Here is an 18,446-nt window from a genome sequence, read left to right as displayed (position 1 = left end):
ATCTTTATCAATCGAAAAGCCGATTAACCCAACGGTGAAATGTTGATATTCCGCTCCGTCATCGTTCGTATAAGTTTTCGGAATGTTTTGTGATAACCAAAGCATATTTGTAACGATCCAAATAGTGAATTGTGATCACACAGCTTATCTGCAGATGCCCGTCCATATAGGACGGATTAATGTCATGCAAGATTTCGGCTGAATAAGATGATTAATGAACGGCCGTGCGGTCCTTTAGACAATGCACCCTGCCTGTAAGCCGAGGGACTTTTTACTTTAACTAGGGTTATTACCTAGTAATACGTAATTTATTGTCCACCTTTGTCGTTTAAAATCAGTCTCAATTGGTGCGACGCACAAGCACCATTCATCGAACAACTTCATGTCTCCGTTTGCGCATTCGCACGATATCCGTGCGACGGAGTCGCTTGCTCGCGATTCTTGCACAGCCGGAGGTACGCGAGGTCAAACGCTGAACCTGAGAGATTTTCAATAAGGTCCATTAAATGGACCACTAGATTTTTGCAAGCAAGTTGGTGCACCGTTTGGTGCAAAACTTTCTTAATCGACATTACTGAATTTGTCGTTGCGTCGACTGAATGCATAGGCGCAGCGCGCTAAAGGCTGCATCGCCGCGAACTGGAGGGCGCTTTCCGAACATTTCGGGCAAGCATGCTTTTGCATGACATTTTCGCGCCGCGAGACCGCAAACCAAAAGTGCGGCGCGAGAAGCAGTTGAACATCATCAATCTGAGAGAAACGTAACGAGGGCTATCATCAATGACCAAGCGAATTGCAGTGGTAACGGGCGGCATGGGCGGACTGGGCGAAGCCATCAGCATCAAATTGCACGATGCGGGTTTCGCTGTCGTCGTGACGCATTCGCCGGGAAACGCGTCGGCGTCCGAGTGGCTCGCGAACATGGATCGTCAGGGCCGCGCCTTTCGCGCCTACGAAGTGGATGTCGCCGATTACGATTCCAGCCAGCACTGCGTCGCGAAAATCCAGCATGAAGTCGGTCCCGTCGATATCCTCGTGAATAATGCGGGCATCACGCAGGACACGACTTTCAAGAAGATGAGCAAGGTGAACTGGGATTCCGTCCTGCGCACGAACCTCGATTCCGTCTTCAATATGACGAAGCCGGTTTGCGAGGAGATGGTCTCGCGCGGCTGGGGCCGCATCGTCAATATTTCGTCGGTCAATGGATCGAAGGGGCAAGTCGGGCAGACCAATTATTCGGCGGCGAAGGCGGGCATGCATGGCTTTACCAAGTCGCTCGCACTCGAAGTGGCGAAAAAGGGCGTGACGGTCAACACGATCTCGCCGGGCTATCTCGCCACCAAGATGGTGACCGCGATTCCGCAAGACATTCTCGACTCGAAGATCCTTCCGCAGATTCCAGCCGGGCGACTTGGCAAGCCGGAAGAAGTCGCGGCGCTCGTCGCGTTCCTGTGCTCGGAAGACGCAGGCTTCGTGACCGGCTCGAATATCGCCATCAACGGCGGCCAGCACATGCATTGATGAGCAAGGAGCGACGCGTCATGCGTTCAATCGCGCGTGGCGCGTCGATGACGTCCGACATGTCGATACGGGTGAGTCCATGAACCAACTCAGCGCGGATGCCGCCGTCTACAACATCGGTCATCTCGATTCCGCGATCGAGCATCTCGAACAGGTGCTGAATCTCGAAGGCGCGAATTCGCTTTTTTCGAAGACTTACTGGCGCAACCGCGTCGTGCAGGCGCTATCGACGCCGGGACTCGCGCCGAGTCAGCATACGCGGCTTCAGCGGCTGCTCGATCGCATCGCGCAATCCTGAAGCGCAGGCGCTGTGTTTCCTCTGACCCGTGAAGAAAATCGCGGGCGCTTGTAATATGCGGGCCGTACATCAATCACGGCTCATTTCAAGCGTATGTCTTTACCATTCTTCACACTCGCGCGTCTGTGCGGCGCGTTCGCGTTCGCTCTTTCACTCACCGCGTGCGGGACCACGAGCGAAGTCACGGCCGGCTCGCAGCCAGATGTCTACACCGTGACCGGCAAGGCGACCGGCACTCGCATGTCCTGGTCGACCGCGCGCAGTGCCGCAATGGACGCCGCCAACGACTACTGCAAGCAACGCGATCAACGCGTGTCGATCCGATCCGAAGCGACGAGCGGCATACGCTCGCTCGAAGAACAGACTTCGACGGTATCGTTCAGTTGCGTGGCGCGCGCGGAGCAAGCAGCGCGCGATTAAACTCCCGCACCCGAAGGCGCGGGAGCTTCACAGCGACTTACTGGCTTGCGCCTTGTCCGATGCCCGCTTTCTTCTGAGCGTTCTGGACGTCTTGCGGATACGTGGAATCATCGCGCTTCGCGGGGTTGTAGCCCGCGTCTTCGAGCTTCTTCAGTTCGGCATTCTTCTTCGCGCGTGCCTGCTTGCGGGCGGCTTTACGTTGCGCCTTGGTCGACGGTGCGGCTTGAGTCGCGTCCGTCGTGCTGCTGGTCTGAGCAAAAGACAGCGGCGCGACGGAAACACCGAATGCAGCCACGATGACGGAAACGACGAGCTTACTGGCAAGCGTTGCTTTCATATCCTCTCCAAAAGTCGATTGATTCGTGCGGCCGGGACCGGCCGCCGAGGTCGGTTATAAGCACAGTCACAATCAGAAGCACCAGCGAACAGACAAAGCCAAGCGACCGGCGTGCGCTCACCATTTGGATTGCGCCGCCCGCCGCTGCCGTGCATTGTAAGGTGGTCCGCGCAATTGTTCAGCAAAGTGAAAGAGCGCGAACGGACGTGCCGGTTTGGGCAACGTCGCGGGTCGAAAGGCGTGTTCGTATTGGGCGATGCGATCAAGCGCCGTCAAGCGTTTCCACGCGCCGACCGGTTATGATTCGCACCGGCCTGATTTGAAAAAAATCTTCACATGCGCGTCGGCCGAAGCGCGCAATTACGTGCGCCGCGTCCCGAGCATCATTCACGAAACCATATCCATCGGAGTTGTCCATGCCATTGCGGTCCGGTGTCGATGAAACCACGTTTCGTCGCATTCTCTTGCGAAATATCGCGCTGCCGTTGGGGACGGGCATCGTCACCGCAGTCGCGTTCGTCGCTCTCGTGTTGTATCTGCTCTCAGGCATCGACTGGGTCGAGCACTCGGAACGCGTGATCGGCAATACGCAGGAAATCGGGCGGCTCGTCGGCGAGAAGGAAAGCGCGGTACGCGGCTATCTGCTCACCGGCGACGAGAGCTTCCTCGCGCCTTACGAGACCGCCAAACCCAAGCTCACCGCCGATATCGATACGCTCGCCGCGCTCGTCTCGGACAACACGCCGCAAGTGGACCGCATGATCCGCATCCGCGCGTTGCAGACACAATGGGACAAGGTCGCCGATGCCGTGATCGCCGAGCGTCGCGCCAACGGCAATGCGCTCGCGCAGATGCGTGCCGGAGGCGGTGCGGCGGAACGCGCCGAGACGGTGCGCGAGCTGGACGCGTTTCTCAACATCGAGCAGACGCTGCGGATTCAGCGCGTGGAGTCGGCGAAGGAACTGACGACCATCACCGTCATCGTGTTTCTCGTGCTGAGCCTGTCGCTTTCAGTGATTCTGGCGGTCTTCGGCCGCCGCGAACTCTTGCAGCTTTCGAACGCGTATGGCCTGGCACTCAGCGAACACGAGAAGCAGACGCGCGCGTTGCAGGAGCAGGCGTGGCTGCGCGAGGGACAGACGCTGCTCGCGGCGCAGGTGATCGGCAGGCAGTCGCTCGACCAGTTGTGCCAGACGGTGCTCGACTTTCTGGCCGACTACCTCAAGGTATCGATAGGCGCGTTCTACGTCGTCGATGTCGACGGCGCGCTCCGGCGCACCGCGAGCTTCGGCTTCGACCCGGACAGCGAGACGTCGCCGCAGACGCTCGCGGGCGTGAAGAGTCTCGTCGGGCAGGCCGTGCATTCGAAGCGCCTGACGAACGTGGACGAAGTGCCGGCCGGCTATTGGAAGGTCACCTCTTCGCTCGGCTCGGCCACGCCGACGAGCCTCGTCGTCGTCCCGATCGAAAACGAGGGCGAGGCAAACGGCGCCATCGAACTCGGCGCGATGCACGCGCTCACGGAACGCGAGCGCCAGTTCATGTTGTCGGTGGCGGGGAATATCGGCGACTTCGTGGAGGCGGCGCAGTATCGCGAGCGCTTGCAGCAAGTGCTCGAAGAGACGCAGCAGTTGAACGAAGAGTTGCAGACGCAACAGGAAGAACTGCGCACGACCAACGAGGAACTGGAGCAACAGACCAACGCGCTGTCGCAGGCGCAGGTGTATCTCGCGAACCAGAAGGCCGAGCTCGAACAGACCAACGATCAACTCGCGGAACAGGCGCGCGTGCTCGACGAACGCAACGCGGCGCTGAACTCGGCGCAGGAAGTGCTGGAGCAGCGCGCCGAGGCCTTGCAGCGCGCAAGCCGCTACAAGTCCGAGTTCCTGGCGAACATGTCGCACGAGTTGCGCACGCCGCTCAATAGCTCGCTGATTCTCGCGAGACTGCTCTCGGAGAACAAGCACGGCAATCTCACGCAGGATCAGATCAAGTACGCGCAGACGATCTATTCGGCGGGCAACGATCTGCTCAATCTGATCAACGACATTCTCGACTTGTCGAAGGTGGAAGCGGGCAAGCTCGATCTGCACATCGAGCATGTGCCCGTGCAGCGCATCGTGGATACGCTTTCGCGCACCTTCGAGCCGCTCGCCCGTCAGAAGAAGCTGAAGCTCGAACTGCGCAACGACATCGAGCAGTATCCGACGCTCACGACCGACTTCCGCCGGCTCGAACAGATACTCAAGAATCTGCTCGCCAACGCGGTGAAGTTCACCGACTCGGGCACGGTCTCGCTCACGCTGAAGAACGCGGGCAAGGACGCGGTGCAGTTCGTCGTGACGGATACGGGCATCGGCATTGCGCCGGATCAGCAGGAAGCGATTTTCGAAGCGTTCCAGCAAGCCGATGGCACCACGAGCCGTCACTACGGCGGCACGGGTCTGGGCTTGTCGATCTCGCGCAGTCTCGCGCATCTGCTCGGCGGGTCGATTGCGTTGCAGAGCACGCCGGGCGTGGGCAGCACCTTTACGCTCACGATGCCGGTCATCTATGACGCCCTCACGCCGCCCGTGCAAAACGCGCTCGAACTCGTGGCGCCTGTGCCTGCACCCGCGCCCGTTCCGGTGGAGACGCCCAGTGCGCCACTCGATGACGTGGCCGCGTTGGTCACACCGACGCCCGTGATCGACGACGACCGGCTCGACGCCGCAGCCGCCGGCCGGCGCCTCGTGCTCGTCATCGAAGACGAAGCGAGCTTCGCCCAAGTGCTGCTCGATCTGGCCCACGAGCTGGGTTATCGCTGCATCGTGAGCGGCACGGCGGGCGAAGCGCTGCGGCTGGCGCAAGAACGTTCGCCGAGCGCGATTCTGCTCGATATCGGCTTGCCGGATCGCTCGGGGCTCGTCGTTCTGCAAGAGTTGAAGGCGAACCCGAAGACGCGGCATATTCCCGTGCATGTCGTGTCGGCGTCGGACAGAAGCGAGGCCGCGCTGCACCTCGGCGCGATCGGCCACGCGGTCAAGCCGACCACGCGCGAACAACTCATGGGCATCTTCCAGCGGCTCGCCGACAAGAGCAGTCAGAAGATCAAGCGCGTGCTGCTGGTCGAGGACGATGCGCGGCAGCGGCAAAGCATCGTCGAACTCATCAGCGATCAGGACGTAGAAATCACGCCTGTCGAGTTCGGCAAGGACGCGCTGGAGTTGCTGAAGACGACCATCTTCGACTGCATGATCATCGACCTGAAGCTGCCCGACATGCAAGGTGGCGATCTGCTGCGGCAGATGGCGTCGACGGATGCCTTGTCGTTTCCGCCGGTGATCGTCTACACGGGCCGCAATCTGACTCACGACGAAGAAGCGGAACTCATGCGTTATTCGCAGTCGATCATCATCAAGGGTGCGCGTTCGCCGGAACGTCTGCTCGATGAAGTCACGCTCTTCCTGCACAAGGTCGAATCCGACCTGTCGGCGGATCGCCAGGCGATGCTGCACGTCTCGCGTTCGCGCGACCGCGTGCTCGACGGACGCCGCGTGCTGCTGGTGGACGACGACATCCGCAACATCTTTTCGTTATCGAGCGCGCTGGAGCATCAGGGTTTGAAAGTGGCGATCGGCCGCAATGGTTTCGAAGCCATCGAGGCGCTCGACCGGCACGCGGACATCGACGTCGTACTGATGGACGTGATGATGCCCGGCATGGATGGACTGGAAGCGACGCGACGCATCCGCGAAGATGCGCGCTTCAAGAAGCTCCCGATCATCGCGATCACCGCGAAGGCGATGAAGGACGATCAGGAGCAATGCCTCGCCGCGGGCGCGAGCGATTATCTGGCGAAGCCGATCGATGTGGATCGGCTGTATTCGCTATTGCGGGTGTGGATGCCGCGGCGAGTCTGAGCGGCTTTAGATGTTGAGCGCGCGCTTGTTCACCGCAAGCGCCGCTTCCCGCATCACCTCCGACAGCGACGGATGCGGGTGCGAGATCATGCCGATGTCTTCCGACGCCGCCTTGAACTCCATCGCCACCACGGCTTCGGCAATCAGATCCGACGCGTTTGCCGAGACGATATGCACGCCGAGAATCTCGTCGGTCTTCGCATCGGCGATCACCTTGATGAAGCCGTCCGTTTCACCAATGCCCATCGCGCGGCCGTTGGCCATCATCGGGAACTGGCCGGCCTTGAACTCGCGGCCCTCGGCCTTCAGCGCCTGCTCGGTCTGACCGACCCATGCAATCTCCGGATGCGTGTAGATCACCCAAGGAATGCAGTTGTAATCGATGTGCGGCTTCTGACCGTTGATGATCTCCGCCACCAGCACGCCTTCGTCCTCGGCCTTGTGCGCAAGCATGGGGCCGCGCACGACGTCGCCAATGGCATAGACGTTCGGCACCTTGGTCGCGCAATGGCCATCGACGGGGATGAAGCCGCGCTCATCGGCGGCGAGCCCGATCGAGTCGAGACCGAGATTCGCCGTATTCGGCACGCGGCCGATGGAGACGATCAGACGGTCCGCATCCAGCGTCGCCGCGTTGCCGTCCTTGTCCTTGTAAGACACGGAGACGCCCGCGTCGCTCGTCTTCACGCTGTCGATCTTCACGCCGAGGTGGATCGTCAAGCCTTGTTTCTTGAATTGCTTGGCGGCTTCCTTTTGCAGCGCGGTGTCGGTCGAGCCTAGGAAGTCCGGCAGCGCTTCGAGTATGGTCACTTCCGCGCCGAGCCGCCGCCACACCGAACCGAGTTCCAGACCGATCACGCCTGCGCCGATCACGGCGAGCTTTTTCGGCACGGAATCGAAGGCGAGCGCGCCTTCGTTGTCGGAGACGATGCGGTTATCCACGGGCACGTTCGGCAAATGACGCGCCTTCGAACCCGTCGCGATGATCACGTATTTCGCCGTATGGCTGCCGTCCTTGTCGCCGCCGCTCACTTCAATAGTGAAGTTGCCGCCAGCCTTGCCCGCGAGCTTGCCGTGGCCCTTGAGCCAGGTGATCTTGTTCTTGCGGAAAAGGAACTCGACGCCGCCCGTGATCTTCTCGACGATCGCTTCCTTGCGGCCGATCAGCTTGGTCAGATCCAAACTCACGTTCTCGACGTTCACGCCGTGATCGGCCAGATGCAGTCGCGCATTCTCGAATTCTTCCGACGATGCGAGCAGCGCCTTCGACGGAATGCAGCCGACGTTCAAGCACGTGCCGCCGAGCTTCGGCTTGCCGGCCGGGTTGATCCACTCTTCGACGCACGCGACCGAATAGCCGAGTTGCGCGGCGCGGATCGCGGCGATATATCCGCCGGGACCGGAGCCGATCACGATGACGTCGTAGTCGGCTTTCTCGCTGGATTCGGCTTGAGGCGCGGGCGCGGGTGCTGCGGCAGCGGCCGGTTGTTCGGCGGCGGGCTTTTCAGGCGCGGCGGCCGGCTTCTCGGCAGCCGGAGCCGGCGCGGGCGCTGCTGCGGCTTTTCCTTCCGTATCGATGGCGGCGAGGATTTCATCCGCGTGGACGATATCGCCTTCCTTCTTGAGAAGCTCGCCCAGCACGCCGGACGACGGCGCGGGAACTTCCAGCACGACTTTGTCGGTTTCCAGTTCGACGAGGATTTCGTCTTGCGTCACCGGGTCGCCCGCTTTCTTTTTCCAGGGCAACAGCGTTGCCTCGGTGACGGACTCGGAAAGCTGCGGAACCTTGACTTCAACCCTTGCCATTCAGATTCTCCTTGTGAGCATGCTTGTGCGATGGAAACCGTGCGGCGGCGAAGGGCGGGGCGCTTGCATCCGTTTGGATCTGTTTGCATCCGTTTTGTCCGTCCCGGCCGCGCAGAAGCCACAGGATACGCCGTGTGCGGCACGCTCGCCGCACTGCCGCTTGCCGGACGGCCCTCGCTATATTCGGTGGTATATTGCGAAAACAGACGCGGACCGACCATTCCCGCCCGATCGAACATGAGGTGATCATGCAGGCCCCTCCGTTTCCACTTGCCCGCCCGACTCGCACCGGCATGCACGCGCACACGTCCGACGCATGTTGCGAGCCGCAGCCGCAGCCGCAACGAGTCGCGGCCGTGGCTGCCGACGCGCGCGGCGCGAGGAAGCGCGTGCGGCTCTCCGAGCTGGATTCGCATCTGCATTGCTCGATTATCGGTACTTGTCTCTCCACCAACGAGTTGCGCAAGCTGGTGCCGAAGTTCACGAACCTGGATCGTCATCACGCGAGCGATCTCGACATTCACCACGCGGCGGTCGAACTGGCGATTGCGGGCGGCGCGGGCGCGAAGGCGCTCAACAAGGCGCTCGACGAACGTTATTCAGGCGCGCTCCGCCGTTTCGATGCCGCGCGCAGCAGCGACGCACTCCTCGACCTTTGGTCCGATGCGCTCAAGTCCGGCGACATCCCGCCCGCCTACTGGGCGCTGATGACGCATCCGCACGCGAATATCGAAGTGCGGCAGTCGGCGTTTGGCGAGCTGCACATGCTCTCGCATCTCGTGGGCGCGGCGAATCGCGCGGATATCCGGCGTCTCGTGGCGCTCGAAAAAGAGAACGCGGAGCTGCGCGACAAGATCGAACGGCAGCAGGCGCGTCTGCTGGAAGTGAGCGGCGAGCGCGACGCGTCGCTGCGCCAGTTGAGCGAGTTCGCGGCGCAAGGCGAACGCAAGCCGGAGACGGACCCGAGCGAACTCGAGGAAGAAGTGCGACGCCTGCGCGAAAAGGCCGAGGAAGGCGAGCGCCGTCTCGCGCTGCATACGAGCCGTCGCGAAGCCGCGGAACGGCGCGCGCAGCAGGAAGAGGGCGAAGCCGAGACGCTGCGCGCGCGGCTCGCCGAGGCACAAGCGCTATTGAAAGTCGTGCAGGCGGAATGCGCGGCGCTGGAACGCGCGACGCTCGATAACGCCGAAGCGTCCGACACGCGTCAGCGCGCCTTCGACTGGGTGAACGGCAAACGCATCGTCTATGTGGGCGGCAGACCGAACTCGAACGCCGTGTTGAAGTCGCTCGTCGAAACGGCAGGCGGCGCGCTCACCGTGCACGATGGCGGTATCGAGGATCGCAAGGGATTGCTCGCCGCCGCGCTGCCGAACGCGGACGTGGTGCTGTTTCCGGTGGACTGCATCGACCATGATTCGATGAACACGTTGAAGCGCGTCTGCGACCGTCACGGCGTGGACTACGCGCCGTTGCGCACGGCGAGCGTGGCGAGTTTCGTGGAATTCGTCGCGCGGCTGGATGTCGACGAGCGCGTGACCCGCACGAGCGCGCCGCCGCGTTCGGCGTTCTGCCTGCGCCACGGTTAGGACTTGAGGAGCTTCGTCAGTGCGCCGATGTGTCCGGCGCACGCGGCGTGCGCTTCGGTTTCGATATCGCGGTAAAGCTGCACGATGCGTTCGCCCACGGGCGTCAACACGCAGCCGCCGCCGCTCTGGCCGCCTTGCTCCGAGACGGTCGCGGGCGACTTCAGCGAGCGGTTCAATTCGTCGATGAGCAGCCACGCGCGCCGATACGACATGCCGAGACTACGCGCCGCCGCCGAGATCGAACCGTGTTCGCGCACGGCTTCGAGAAGCACCACTTTGCCCGGCCCGAGCGCGATTGCTTCACCTTTGCGGATGCGCATGCGAAAGCGCACTTCGACGGCTTCTTGGGCCGTCGCCGCAGGTTTCGTTTTGAGGGATGTGGCCATGCCCGAGAGAATACACGAACGAGACCCTCCGAACGCTACTGGCGAAACGGATAGCAGAAGCGGTAATCCTCGCAACCCGGACAGCCCGGCGCGCAGGTCGGCGCAACGCCGTTTGCGCTCGCCACCTCGTACGCGAGGAACTTCTTCCAGCGCATTTCGTCGACGTTGCGCGCGGCGAGCGCGGCGAGCGCGGCGAGCGCGGGGTAATGGCGTTCGAGCATGGCGCTGACATCGGCGCGGCCATCGAGTCCGAGATCGCGCCATAAATGGTCGGGACGCAGGCACGCCGTGGCGATGATCATCGCGAGACAATGCGCGTCGTCGGGAGAATGTGTCAGCGTCACGTCATGGCGCATCAGAAGCGCATGAAGATCGTGTACGAAGACGCGGTGCGGCGTCCACGGCGGCGTATGATCGCCGTCGATCGTCTGCGTGAAATGGCGCGTGGTCAGGGCATCGAGTTCCGGCTTGTTAAGGCCGAGCAGCGATACATCGCCGGCTTCCATGCGCGCGCCGATCAACCGCGCGAACAACACCGTATCGGGCACGGCTGCATGGGCCGCGCGAGCGAGAAGGGCGCGCGCCGCCGCGTTCACGTTCATGGCGAGTGGCCGCTGCCGAGCACGTGGGCATCCACGCGTACCAGCCGCTTCAGGTGGCGCGGCGCGTGCACCGTATCCGCGCCGGACACCAGCACCGGCAGGCCATCTTCGACGCCGAGTTCGCGATCCGCACACGCATACGCCACGATCACTTGCTCGCCCACGGGCGTGTTGAAAAGCTCATGCCAGGAAAACGTCACCGCATAGCCATCGTGCGCATGCGCGAGAAACACGGTGCGCTTGAAATCCGTGCTGCCGGGACGGCGCACGCCAGCGGCGTCGAGCAGCACGCGCAACTGCACGCCCTGATATCGTTCCACTGGTCGAATATAACGGCCGGTCGAAAAGCAGACGAGATCGAAGGGATCGATGCTCGCGCTCGCAAACTCGCGCAAGGCGGCGACATCGAGCACGAGCGGACGTTCGACCGCGCCGCCAATCTGAACGACAGGTGAAAGGCTGAGCGAATGCGCGTGATTCATGGCGATGACCGGGCGGATGCGATGTATCGCTGAATATATTACGGCAGATTGTACGATGCCATGCCTTTCGCGGCATGATGATCATGGATGCGGCATTATTCACAACTATCGTTTCCGGCCTACAGGAGAGCCTTCATGAGCCGTCGTCCTGCGTGGATCGCGATTTTGGCGTTCGTCACCGCCGCATGCACTTCGGGCGGAGGCTCGGTCAGCGCGCCGCAGACGGTCCCGCTTTCCGGCTCGCCGAACGGCGTCGCGGTGCGCGCGTCGGATGGCGCGGTGTTCGTCACCGACGACAAGACCAACAGCATCGTGATGACCTCGAATCTCGACGATGCATCGCCCGACTTTTCGCTCTACGCGCGCATTCCCGCGCAGGAAGGCGAGCGCGGCGCGCTCAGTCAGATTGCGTTTGCGCCGAATGGACATCTGCTCGTCGAGCGCTTCGGCTTCGGCAAGAACAGCGCGGTGTTCGACATCGCCGCGAGCGGACAAGTCGCACTTGCCGCCGATGCAAACCCGTCGCGACGCCGCCTCGGGCTCGTCGTCCTGGACAGCGGCACGTTTTTGTCGAGCTGGTTCGGCAAGGAAGGCGATGCGCCGTCGATGGGCGGCGTTAGCCTGATCACGCGCGGCGCGACGCCGGGCAGCGTGACCGAGCGCGATCTCGTCATCGGCCTGAAGAAGCCGGTGGGCCTCGCGGTCGTCGGCGACACGCTGTTCATCAGCGATCAGGCGGCGAACCGCATCTTCAAGGTCGATCTGCAGGACGCGCGCACGGCGGGCGGCCCGGTGCAGGCCACCAATGTGTTCGCCACCGTCGATGCGCCCGATCTCATGGCCGCATCGCCCGATGGCACGCTCTACACGAAATGCGGCGCGCACGCGTTGTGCAGTGTGTCGAAGCGCGGTACGGCGGCGGTCATCGCCAGCGACTTCGACGCGCCTCGCGGCGTGGCCGTCGATGTCGCGCGCAAGCGGCTGATCGCGGTGGATCGCGCGGGTGCGTCGTCGGGCAAGACGAGCGCGCTGCGCGTGTTGCCGATCAGATGAGCGAGCCCAAGGTCGACCCAAAAAAAGAAGGCGACGCATTCGCCGCCTTCTTTCGCGCCTACGTCACGTCGAACCTCAACGCGGCGACGACCAGCCCTTGTAATTCGCCACGTTTTCGCGCGTGACGAGCGTCGACGGCATGAGGATCATCGTGCTGCTCGGCTTCTTGCCGTTCATCAAGTCATAACCGACGCTCACCGCCTGCTGCGCCATCGACCACGGGTCCTGACTCGCGGAAGCCTGAATCTGCGTATCGGTCTTGAGCGCGTTTTCGATATCCGGCGCGCCATCCACCGACGTGATCACGATATTGTTGCGACGCAGTTGCTTCGCCGCGAGATCGCTGCCGATGGCTTGCGGATCGTTGATCGCGAAGAGGCCGTCGAGCTTCGGAAACCGCGTGAGATAACCTTGCATCGCGTTCATGCCGCCTTCGCGCGAACCTTTCGCGTCCTGGTCGTCGGATAGCACCTTGATGCCCGGATTCTTCGCCAGTTCCGCCTTGCAACCCTTCACGCGATCCGTCACGGCCGAAACCTGCGGCCCGTTCTCGATCACCACGTTGCCCTTGCCGTTGAGCTTCTTCGCGAGGAAATCGCATGCGAGTTCGCCCGCCTGCACGTTGTTGGTCTGCACGGTGGCGTCCGTTCCGGCAGCGGCCACGTCGACCGCGACCACCACGATGCCCGCCGCCTTCGCCTTCTTCACGGCGGGTTCGATCGCCTTCGGATCGACCGCGTTGAGCAGGATCATGTCGACGTGCGCGGAGATGAAATTGTCGATCTGCGTGAACTGCTTGTTCATGTCGTAATCCGACGATACCGCCGTGACCTTGACGTTCGGATTGATCTGCTTGGCCTTGGCTTCCGCGCCGCGCGAGATGGTCACGAAGTACGGATTGCCGAGCGAGCCGACCGTGATGCCGACCGACTTCAGTTGCTTGTCGGCGGCCTGCGCGGCGGGCAGCGCCGCGCAAAAACCGACTGCGAGTGCGACGCTGGCGAAAAGCTTGTTGTGTTTGCGCATGTTGTTGTCTCCAGTGGGTCCATTCGAGTTGGACGGGCGCAGGCGGACCTGCATGCGCCCGGTGTTTTCAAAGCGAAACTTCAGGTTCGGGCCGAACCGCGCTGACGGTAACGGTCGAGCGCCACCGCGCCGATGATGACGAGCCCCTTTATGATGTACTGCCAGATATCCGACACGCCGAGCAGCACGAGTCCATTCGACAGCACGGCGATGATCAGCGCCCCGACCAGCGTCCCGACGATCGACCCCACGCCGCCCACGAAACTCGTGCCGCCGAGAATGACCGCGGCGATGGCATCGAGTTCATACGATTGGCCGAGTTGCAGACCGTTCGCCGCATAGAGCCGCGCCGCCGACATCACCGCGCCGAGACCGGCGAGCAGTCCCGACATCGCGTAGACGAAAAGCTGGATGCCCCACACCTTGATACCCGAGAGCCGCGCCGCCTCCGGATTGCCGCCGACCGAATAGATGCGCAGGCCGAGCACCGTGCGGCGCAGAATGAACCACGAAATGGCGACGACCGCGAGCGCGATGATCACGAGCCACGGCACGCCGAGCACCGTGTCGTTGCCGATGAACGCGAACGACAGCTGCGGGTTGAAGATGGTCGTATCGTTACCGATGAGCCGCGCAATGCCGCGCACCGCCGTGAGCGAACCGAGCGTCACGATGAACGGCGGCAGTTTGAGCAGCGAGATCAGCAGCCCGTTGACCACGCCGAAGCCGAGACCGACGGCAAGCGCGGCCGGAATGCCGAGCCAGCCTAGATGCGGCAGGTTCGACGCGAGCAGCGCGGTGACGGCCGCCGCGGACAGGATCGAGCCGACCGACAAGTCGATGCCGCCCGTGAGAATGACGAAGGTCATGCCCGCCGCGAGCACGATGTTGATCGACGCCTGCTGCGTGACGATCGACATGTTCTGCAGGCTGAAGAAGCCGTCGGTGACGATGCCGAAGCCGATGCACAGCAGAATCAGCACCGGCAACATGCCGGCGGTGCGCATCAGGACCTGCATGCGCTCGCGATGTTCGATGCGCGTCTGCCGTTCCGCCGCGCCTGGCCCGACGTTGTCCTGCTTGGTGGTGTTAGCCATGTCTCTCTCCAATGTGCTTTTATGCGGCCTGATCGAGCTTGACCTTCGAGCCCGTCGCCAGTTCGATGATCCCTTCCTGCGAAATCGGCTTGCCGGAATGTCCGCCGAGTTCGCCCGCTATCAGGCCTTCGCGCATGACGAGCACGCGGTCGGCCACGCCGATCACTTCCGGCAACTCGCTCGAAATGACGATGAGGCCGACGCCCGAGCGCGCCAGTTCGTTGATGATTCGATAAATCTCCGACTTCGCGCCGATGTCGACACCGCGCGTCGGTTCATCGAGGATCAGCACGTGCGGCCGCGTTTCGAGCAGACGCGATAGCAGCACCTTCTGCTGATTGCCGCCCGATAACGCGCCCGCGTTCACCCGCATGTTCGGCACGCGGATGGTGAGCGCGGCGATTGCCTCGCGCGCGCGGTTGTTGCCGTGCGCGATGTCCATCACGCCCATCTTGGAATCGCGTCCCGCGACCGCGACGTTGATGTTGTCGCGCACGCTCATGTCGAGAAACAAGCCCTGACCCTTGCGGTCTTCGGTGAGATAGACGAGGCCGGCGTCGATGGCATCGCGCGGCGTGCGCACCTTGAGCGGCTTGCCGTGCATCAGGATGTCGCCGCGCGTGCGTTCTTCCGCGCCGAAGATGAGGCGCGCGAGTTCCGTGCGTCCCGCGCCGACGAGTCCCGCGATGCCGAGCACTTCGCCCGCGTGCAGTTCGAGACTGCAGCCGCGCACGCGGCGGTCGTCGGCGATATCGCGCACCGACAGCACGATCTTGCCGGGATCGTAAGGCGCGTGTTCCTTCTTGTAGAAGCCGGAGATGTCGCGGCCCACCATCATCTTCACGAGGCTCTCGGCGGAGAGTTCGTCGCGCTTCAGCGTGCCGACGTAGCTGCCGTCGCGCAGCACGGAAACGCGATCCGACAGCTCGTAAATCTCCGCCATGCGATGGCTGATGTAGATGATCGCAATGCCTTCCGCGCGCAATGTGCGCACGAGCTCGAACAGCCGGTCCGTTTCGCGCGATGAGAGCGGCGTGGTCGGCTCGTCCATCACGAGGATGCGCGCGTGGGCGTGCACGGCGCGCGCGATTTCCACGAGCTGCCGTTCCGCGATGGAAAGATCGCCGACGAGCGTGTGCGGCTTGAACGACGCGCCCAGCCGCTTCAATACGTCCACGCAGCCGCGCTCCATGCCGGCGCGATCCACGACGGCCCACGGACCTCGGCCCTTGCGCAGTTCGCGGCCCGCGTAGATGTTCTCGGCCACCGAGAGATTGGGCGCGAGACTCAGTTCCTGATAAATCACGGCGACGCCGAGCGCACGCGCCGCGAGCGGACCGTCGATGACGACCGGCTTGCCATCGATGAGAATCTGCCCGCCTGCATCGGCCTGATATGCGCCCGACAGGATTTTCATGAGCGTGGATTTGCCCGCGCCGTTTTCGCCCATCAGCGAATGCACTTCGCCTGGAAAGACCGAAAGACGCACGTCGTTCAGCGCGCGCACGCCCGGAAACGTCTTGCTGATGCCGCGCATTTCCAGAAGCGGCGTACGTGGGTCCGCGGTGTCATGCGGCATGGTTCACCTCTTGCGTTTTGATGCCCGCGTGGCGAAAGCCGGCGCGCGGGGAGAAGTTGTAGAACATGGGCAACGTGGCGGCGCCGATCGCGCCCGCATCCGGGCCGAAGGTGCCGCGCACGAGCGCGGGCGTGCCGCGTGCCTCGGGCGCGTTGGCGGTCATCGTGGTCCGGAGGCGTGCAACGAGCCGGTCGAGCAGGCCGCCGTCGATGTCGGAATCGATCACGACCATCGGCACGTCGAGCACGCACAAGGTTGCGCGCAACGCGGGCGCGAGGGCTTCGATGCAGTCCTCGATCCATTCGTCGACGGCGGGCAGGCGTTGTTCGATGCACGCCTGCAAGTCGACGCGGTTGTCCGCCGCCGCGCCGCTGTAGTGCAGATGCCGCACGAGCGCATTGAGCGAGGCGCGCGACAGCAAAATGTCCCACTGCCCAGCGGGTTGCGGGGCGGAGGGCAGGCGGCTTGGCGGCACGGGAATCACGCCGATATCGCCCGCGTTGCCGGATGCGCCGCGCAGACAATCGCCGTCGATGGCAATGCCGCCGCCGATCGCCGAGCCCAGGAACAGGTAGATGAAGTCGTCGCACGTGCGGCCGTGACCGTAGAACAGTTCGGCGGTGGCGGCGGCGTTGCCGTCGTTTTCGCTGAAGACGGGCAGGTTGAGCGCGCGCGAGAGGGCGTCGGGGAAATCGGTTTCGTCCCAGGCGCGGAAGTTTTCGGCGGGCAGGCCGAGTTCGCGCAGCCAGCTGCCGAGATTGAACGGCTGCGCGATGCCGATGCCCGCGAGCCGTTCACGTTCGGACGCGCTAAGCAGCGCGAGCATCTGTTCGACATCGCGCCGCACGATTTCGAGCACGACCGACGGATGCGGCAGCACCATGTCGATGGCGCTGCGCCCGAGCACGTCGCCCGCGAAATTGACGAGCACCGTCTCGATGCCGGTGCGGTCCAGCCGCACGCCGATACCGAACGCGCCGCGCGGATCGAGCCGGATCAGCGCGGCCGGCTGACCGCGCTGGCCTTCGATCCGGCGTCCGGTGTACTCGATAAGCCCGGCCTTGCCGAGCGATTCGATGATGCTACCAACCGCTGTGCTCGTCAGATTCGCGTGACGCGCGAGATCGGCCTTCGATGCGGGCTCGGTGCGCCGCAGCGCTTGCAACAGCAGGCGTTCGTTGTAGCGCCGGACGTTCGCGGAGTTGCTGCCTCTGCCGCTTGCTGGTTTCACGCGCCTGTCTCCTGTCGAGTCAGCGCACGAAGCGCCGCTCGTTGTCTCGTATCGCCCTCATGCGGGGCATTAATTAAATCAAGTTGATTTATTTAAAGACGGCGGCGCGTTCTTGTAAAGTGAGGGAATTCCCCAAGCCTGCTTTTAAGCAGCGAATGAAAACCATCCGTGGCATGCGATGCAAGCAACGCTCCCGACGAATGTGCGCCTTTCACACTAGGCGATAGACCCTTCAGTTCCAAGTTTCGGGCGTCCGTGCCTTTGCCTGCGTGGCGATGAGCGTTGTGCTATCGTCGGCGACACTTTTCGACATTGCGGTTGCGCCATCATGTTTTCGATCTCTCAGTCGGCCCACGCGAGTAAAACTGCCCAGTACGACGATCTGCTTCAACAGGTGCGCTCGCTGCTGGCGGACGAAAGCGATTTCATCGCCAACGCGGCTAACTTTTCGGCGCTGGTTTTTCACTCGCTGCCTGATTTGAATTGGGCGGCCTTTTATCTTTTCGACGGCGCCGAGCTCGTCGTCGGGCCGTTTCAAGGCAAGCCGGCGTGCGTGCGAATTGCGCTTGGACGCGGCGTGTGCGGCACGGCGGCACGCGACCGGCGCACGCAAGTCGTGCCGGATGTCGAGGCGTTTCCGGGTCATATCGCGTGCGACTCGGCGTCGCGTTCGGAGATCGTCGTGCCGCTCGTCGATGCCGCTGGCGCTCTGATCGGCGTATGGGATGTGGATAGCCCGATTCCCGGCCGCTTCGACGATGAAGACGCCACGGGCATGGAAGCGCTGTGCACGGCGTTCGTAGCGATTGCGTGGAGCAAGCGCGCGAAGGGTTGGTGGCGGACATCGGACAGCGCGCAATCGGCGCGGTACGCGCTTGCAGTTTCCGTTTAGCTCGACGCGAGACACGCTCTCGGTCGAGATCACGCGGTAGTTCGCTGGACGCCTGCGGCGCTACTCCGCTCAACGCACCTCACGCAGTGGGAGCGATCACGCAATAGTTCGCTGGCCGTGCGCGTCATCACTCCGCTCAACGCAATCCATCCGTCGAACGTCGCCACGCGGTAGTTCGCTGCGTTTCGGCAAGCGTCTTCCCCGCCTGCGGCTACAATGGGGCGA

The 18,446-nt window shown here is 62.8% G+C and carries 16 protein-coding genes and 1 pseudogene; 7 read left to right on the top strand and 10 right to left on the bottom strand.

What is annotated here, in order from left to right:
• Nucleotides 1–780 precede the first annotated feature (780 nt).
• The 3 genes from phbB (at nucleotide 781) to NCT04_RS27760 (ending at nucleotide 2,242) form a co-directional block, all read left to right on the top strand.
• On the top strand, nucleotides 781–1,524 hold the full coding sequence (gene phbB, locus NCT04_RS27770) for an acetoacetyl-CoA reductase (RefSeq protein WP_244829882.1): 744 nt from the start codon (nucleotides 781–783) through the stop codon (nucleotides 1,522–1,524).
• A 79-nt stretch (nucleotides 1,525–1,603) separates the two neighbouring features.
• Nucleotides 1,604–1,822 (top strand): hypothetical protein, encoded by a 219-nt coding sequence (locus NCT04_RS27765; RefSeq protein WP_244829883.1) that lies wholly within the window; start codon nucleotides 1,604–1,606, stop codon nucleotides 1,820–1,822.
• 93 nt (nucleotides 1,823–1,915) lie between these two features.
• The gene (locus NCT04_RS27760) at nucleotides 1,916–2,242 is read left to right on the top strand and encodes a hypothetical protein (RefSeq protein ID WP_250468907.1); all 327 of its coding nucleotides are present in this window, start codon (nucleotides 1,916–1,918) and stop codon (nucleotides 2,240–2,242) included.
• Between the two features lie 37 nt (nucleotides 2,243–2,279).
• Here the strand turns inward: NCT04_RS27760 and NCT04_RS27755 are convergent, their stop codons facing one another.
• Nucleotides 2,280–2,579: a DUF4148 domain-containing protein gene (locus NCT04_RS27755; RefSeq protein ID WP_244829885.1), complete on the bottom strand. Its 300-nt coding sequence runs from the start codon at nucleotides 2,577–2,579 to the stop codon at nucleotides 2,280–2,282.
• Between the two features lie 416 nt (nucleotides 2,580–2,995).
• Here NCT04_RS27755 and NCT04_RS27750 point away from each other — a divergent pair, with 416 nt between their 5' ends.
• Nucleotides 2,996–6,481, top strand: coding sequence for a response regulator (locus NCT04_RS27750; RefSeq protein ID WP_250468899.1), 3,486 nt, complete (start codon nucleotides 2,996–2,998; stop codon nucleotides 6,479–6,481).
• A gap of 6 nt (nucleotides 6,482–6,487) precedes the next feature.
• Here NCT04_RS27750 and lpdA read toward each other — a convergent pair whose 3' ends face one another.
• The gene (lpdA, locus tag NCT04_RS27745) at nucleotides 6,488–7,897 is read right to left on the bottom strand and encodes a dihydrolipoyl dehydrogenase (protein WP_250469500.1); all 1,410 of its coding nucleotides are present in this window, start codon (nucleotides 7,895–7,897) and stop codon (nucleotides 6,488–6,490) included.
• Nucleotides 7,898–8,068: 171 nt separating this feature from the next.
• A pseudogene (locus tag NCT04_RS27740) lies at nucleotides 8,069–8,287 on the bottom strand (biotin/lipoyl-containing protein); the annotation flags it as partial.
• Between the two features lie 248 nt (nucleotides 8,288–8,535).
• Between NCT04_RS27740 and NCT04_RS27735 the strand changes: the two are divergent.
• Nucleotides 8,536–9,873 carry a DUF2325 domain-containing protein gene (locus NCT04_RS27735; RefSeq protein ID WP_250468897.1) on the top strand — a complete coding sequence of 446 codons (1,338 nt, stop codon included), beginning with the start codon at nucleotides 8,536–8,538 and terminating at the stop codon, nucleotides 9,871–9,873.
• Here the strand turns inward: NCT04_RS27735 and NCT04_RS27730 are convergent.
• The 3 genes from NCT04_RS27730 to NCT04_RS27720 are packed head-to-tail and all read right to left on the bottom strand — an operon-like array spanning nucleotide 9,870 to nucleotide 11,343.
• Nucleotides 9,870–10,259, bottom strand: coding sequence for a winged helix-turn-helix domain-containing protein (locus NCT04_RS27730; RefSeq protein ID WP_244829888.1), 390 nt, complete (start codon nucleotides 10,257–10,259; stop codon nucleotides 9,870–9,872). The genes NCT04_RS27735 and NCT04_RS27730 overlap by 4 nt on opposite strands.
• Nucleotides 10,260–10,294: 35 nt before the next feature.
• On the bottom strand, nucleotides 10,295–10,861 hold the full coding sequence (locus NCT04_RS27725; RefSeq protein ID WP_250468895.1) for a nitrogen fixation protein NifQ: 567 nt from the start codon (nucleotides 10,859–10,861) through the stop codon (nucleotides 10,295–10,297).
• On the bottom strand, nucleotides 10,858–11,343 hold the full coding sequence (locus NCT04_RS27720; protein WP_250468894.1) for a molybdopterin-dependent oxidoreductase: 486 nt from the start codon (nucleotides 11,341–11,343) through the stop codon (nucleotides 10,858–10,860). Before NCT04_RS27720 ends, NCT04_RS27725 begins: the two co-directional genes overlap by 4 nt.
• 135 nt (nucleotides 11,344–11,478) lie before the next feature.
• Between NCT04_RS27720 and NCT04_RS27715 the strand changes: the two genes are divergently transcribed.
• The gene (locus NCT04_RS27715) at nucleotides 11,479–12,396 is read left to right on the top strand and encodes an NHL repeat-containing protein (protein ID WP_250468892.1); all 918 of its coding nucleotides are present in this window, start codon (nucleotides 11,479–11,481) and stop codon (nucleotides 12,394–12,396) included.
• Nucleotides 12,397–12,471: 75 nt separating this feature from the next.
• On the opposite strand, the gene NCT04_RS27710 is transcribed toward NCT04_RS27715, so the two are convergent.
• From NCT04_RS27710 to NCT04_RS27695, 4 genes are all read right to left on the bottom strand, one after another.
• A complete protein-coding gene (locus tag NCT04_RS27710) occupies nucleotides 12,472–13,422 on the bottom strand; it encodes an ABC transporter substrate-binding protein (protein WP_250468890.1) in 951 nt (316 codons plus the stop codon).
• Nucleotides 13,423–13,502: 80 nt separating this feature from the next.
• The gene (locus tag NCT04_RS27705) at nucleotides 13,503–14,519 is read right to left on the bottom strand and encodes an ABC transporter permease subunit (protein WP_244829893.1); all 1,017 of its coding nucleotides are present in this window, start codon (nucleotides 14,517–14,519) and stop codon (nucleotides 13,503–13,505) included.
• 19 nt (nucleotides 14,520–14,538) lie between these two features.
• Entirely contained in the window at nucleotides 14,539–16,098 is a 1,560-nt protein-coding gene (locus NCT04_RS27700; protein ID WP_250468888.1) for a sugar ABC transporter ATP-binding protein, read from the bottom strand.
• Nucleotides 16,088–17,329, bottom strand: a complete 1,242-nt coding sequence (locus NCT04_RS27695; protein ID WP_250468886.1) for an ROK family transcriptional regulator — start codon at nucleotides 17,327–17,329, stop codon at nucleotides 16,088–16,090. Before NCT04_RS27695 ends, NCT04_RS27700 begins: the two co-directional genes overlap by 11 nt.
• Before the next feature lie 328 nt (nucleotides 17,330–17,657).
• On the opposite strand from NCT04_RS27695, the gene msrC reads away from it, so the two are divergent.
• Nucleotides 17,658–18,221: a free L-methionine (R)-S-oxide reductase MsrC gene (msrC, locus tag NCT04_RS27690; RefSeq protein WP_250468884.1), complete on the top strand. Its 564-nt coding sequence runs from the start codon at nucleotides 17,658–17,660 to the stop codon at nucleotides 18,219–18,221.
• The last annotated feature ends 225 nt before the right edge of the window (nucleotides 18,222–18,446 follow it).

This window comes from Caballeronia sp. GAFFF2 (assembly GCF_023631485.1).
In the GTDB taxonomy this organism is placed as follows: Bacteria; Pseudomonadota; Gammaproteobacteria; order Burkholderiales; family Burkholderiaceae; genus Caballeronia.
Note: the sequence above shows the minus strand (reverse complement) of the source record. Positions and strands in the feature narration are given on the sequence as shown.

Coding starts and splice junctions, on each gene's coding strand:
- NCT04_RS27750 (WP_250468899.1), top strand. CDS start 2,996: ATGCCATTGCGGTCCGGTGTCGATGAAACCACGTTTCGTCGCATTCTC.
- NCT04_RS27720 (WP_250468894.1), bottom strand. CDS start 11,343: ATGAATCACGCGCATTCGCTCAGCCTTTCACCTGTCGTTCAGATTGGC.
- NCT04_RS27710 (WP_250468890.1), bottom strand. CDS start 13,422: ATGCGCAAACACAACAAGCTTTTCGCCAGCGTCGCACTCGCAGTCGGT.
- phbB (WP_244829882.1), top strand. CDS start 781: ATGACCAAGCGAATTGCAGTGGTAACGGGCGGCATGGGCGGACTGGGC.
- NCT04_RS27755 (WP_244829885.1), bottom strand. CDS start 2,579: ATGAAAGCAACGCTTGCCAGTAAGCTCGTCGTTTCCGTCATCGTGGCT.
- NCT04_RS27730 (WP_244829888.1), bottom strand. CDS start 10,259: ATGGCCACATCCCTCAAAACGAAACCTGCGGCGACGGCCCAAGAAGCC.
- NCT04_RS27715 (WP_250468892.1), top strand. CDS start 11,479: ATGAGCCGTCGTCCTGCGTGGATCGCGATTTTGGCGTTCGTCACCGCC.
- NCT04_RS27760 (WP_250468907.1), top strand. CDS start 1,916: ATGTCTTTACCATTCTTCACACTCGCGCGTCTGTGCGGCGCGTTCGCG.
- NCT04_RS27765 (WP_244829883.1), top strand. CDS start 1,604: ATGAACCAACTCAGCGCGGATGCCGCCGTCTACAACATCGGTCATCTC.
- NCT04_RS27735 (WP_250468897.1), top strand. CDS start 8,536: ATGCAGGCCCCTCCGTTTCCACTTGCCCGCCCGACTCGCACCGGCATG.
- NCT04_RS27705 (WP_244829893.1), bottom strand. CDS start 14,519: ATGGCTAACACCACCAAGCAGGACAACGTCGGGCCAGGCGCGGCGGAA.
- NCT04_RS27700 (WP_250468888.1), bottom strand. CDS start 16,098: ATGCCGCATGACACCGCGGACCCACGTACGCCGCTTCTGGAAATGCGC.
- NCT04_RS27725 (WP_250468895.1), bottom strand. CDS start 10,861: ATGAACGTGAACGCGGCGGCGCGCGCCCTTCTCGCTCGCGCGGCCCAT.
- msrC (WP_250468884.1), top strand. CDS start 17,658: ATGTTTTCGATCTCTCAGTCGGCCCACGCGAGTAAAACTGCCCAGTAC.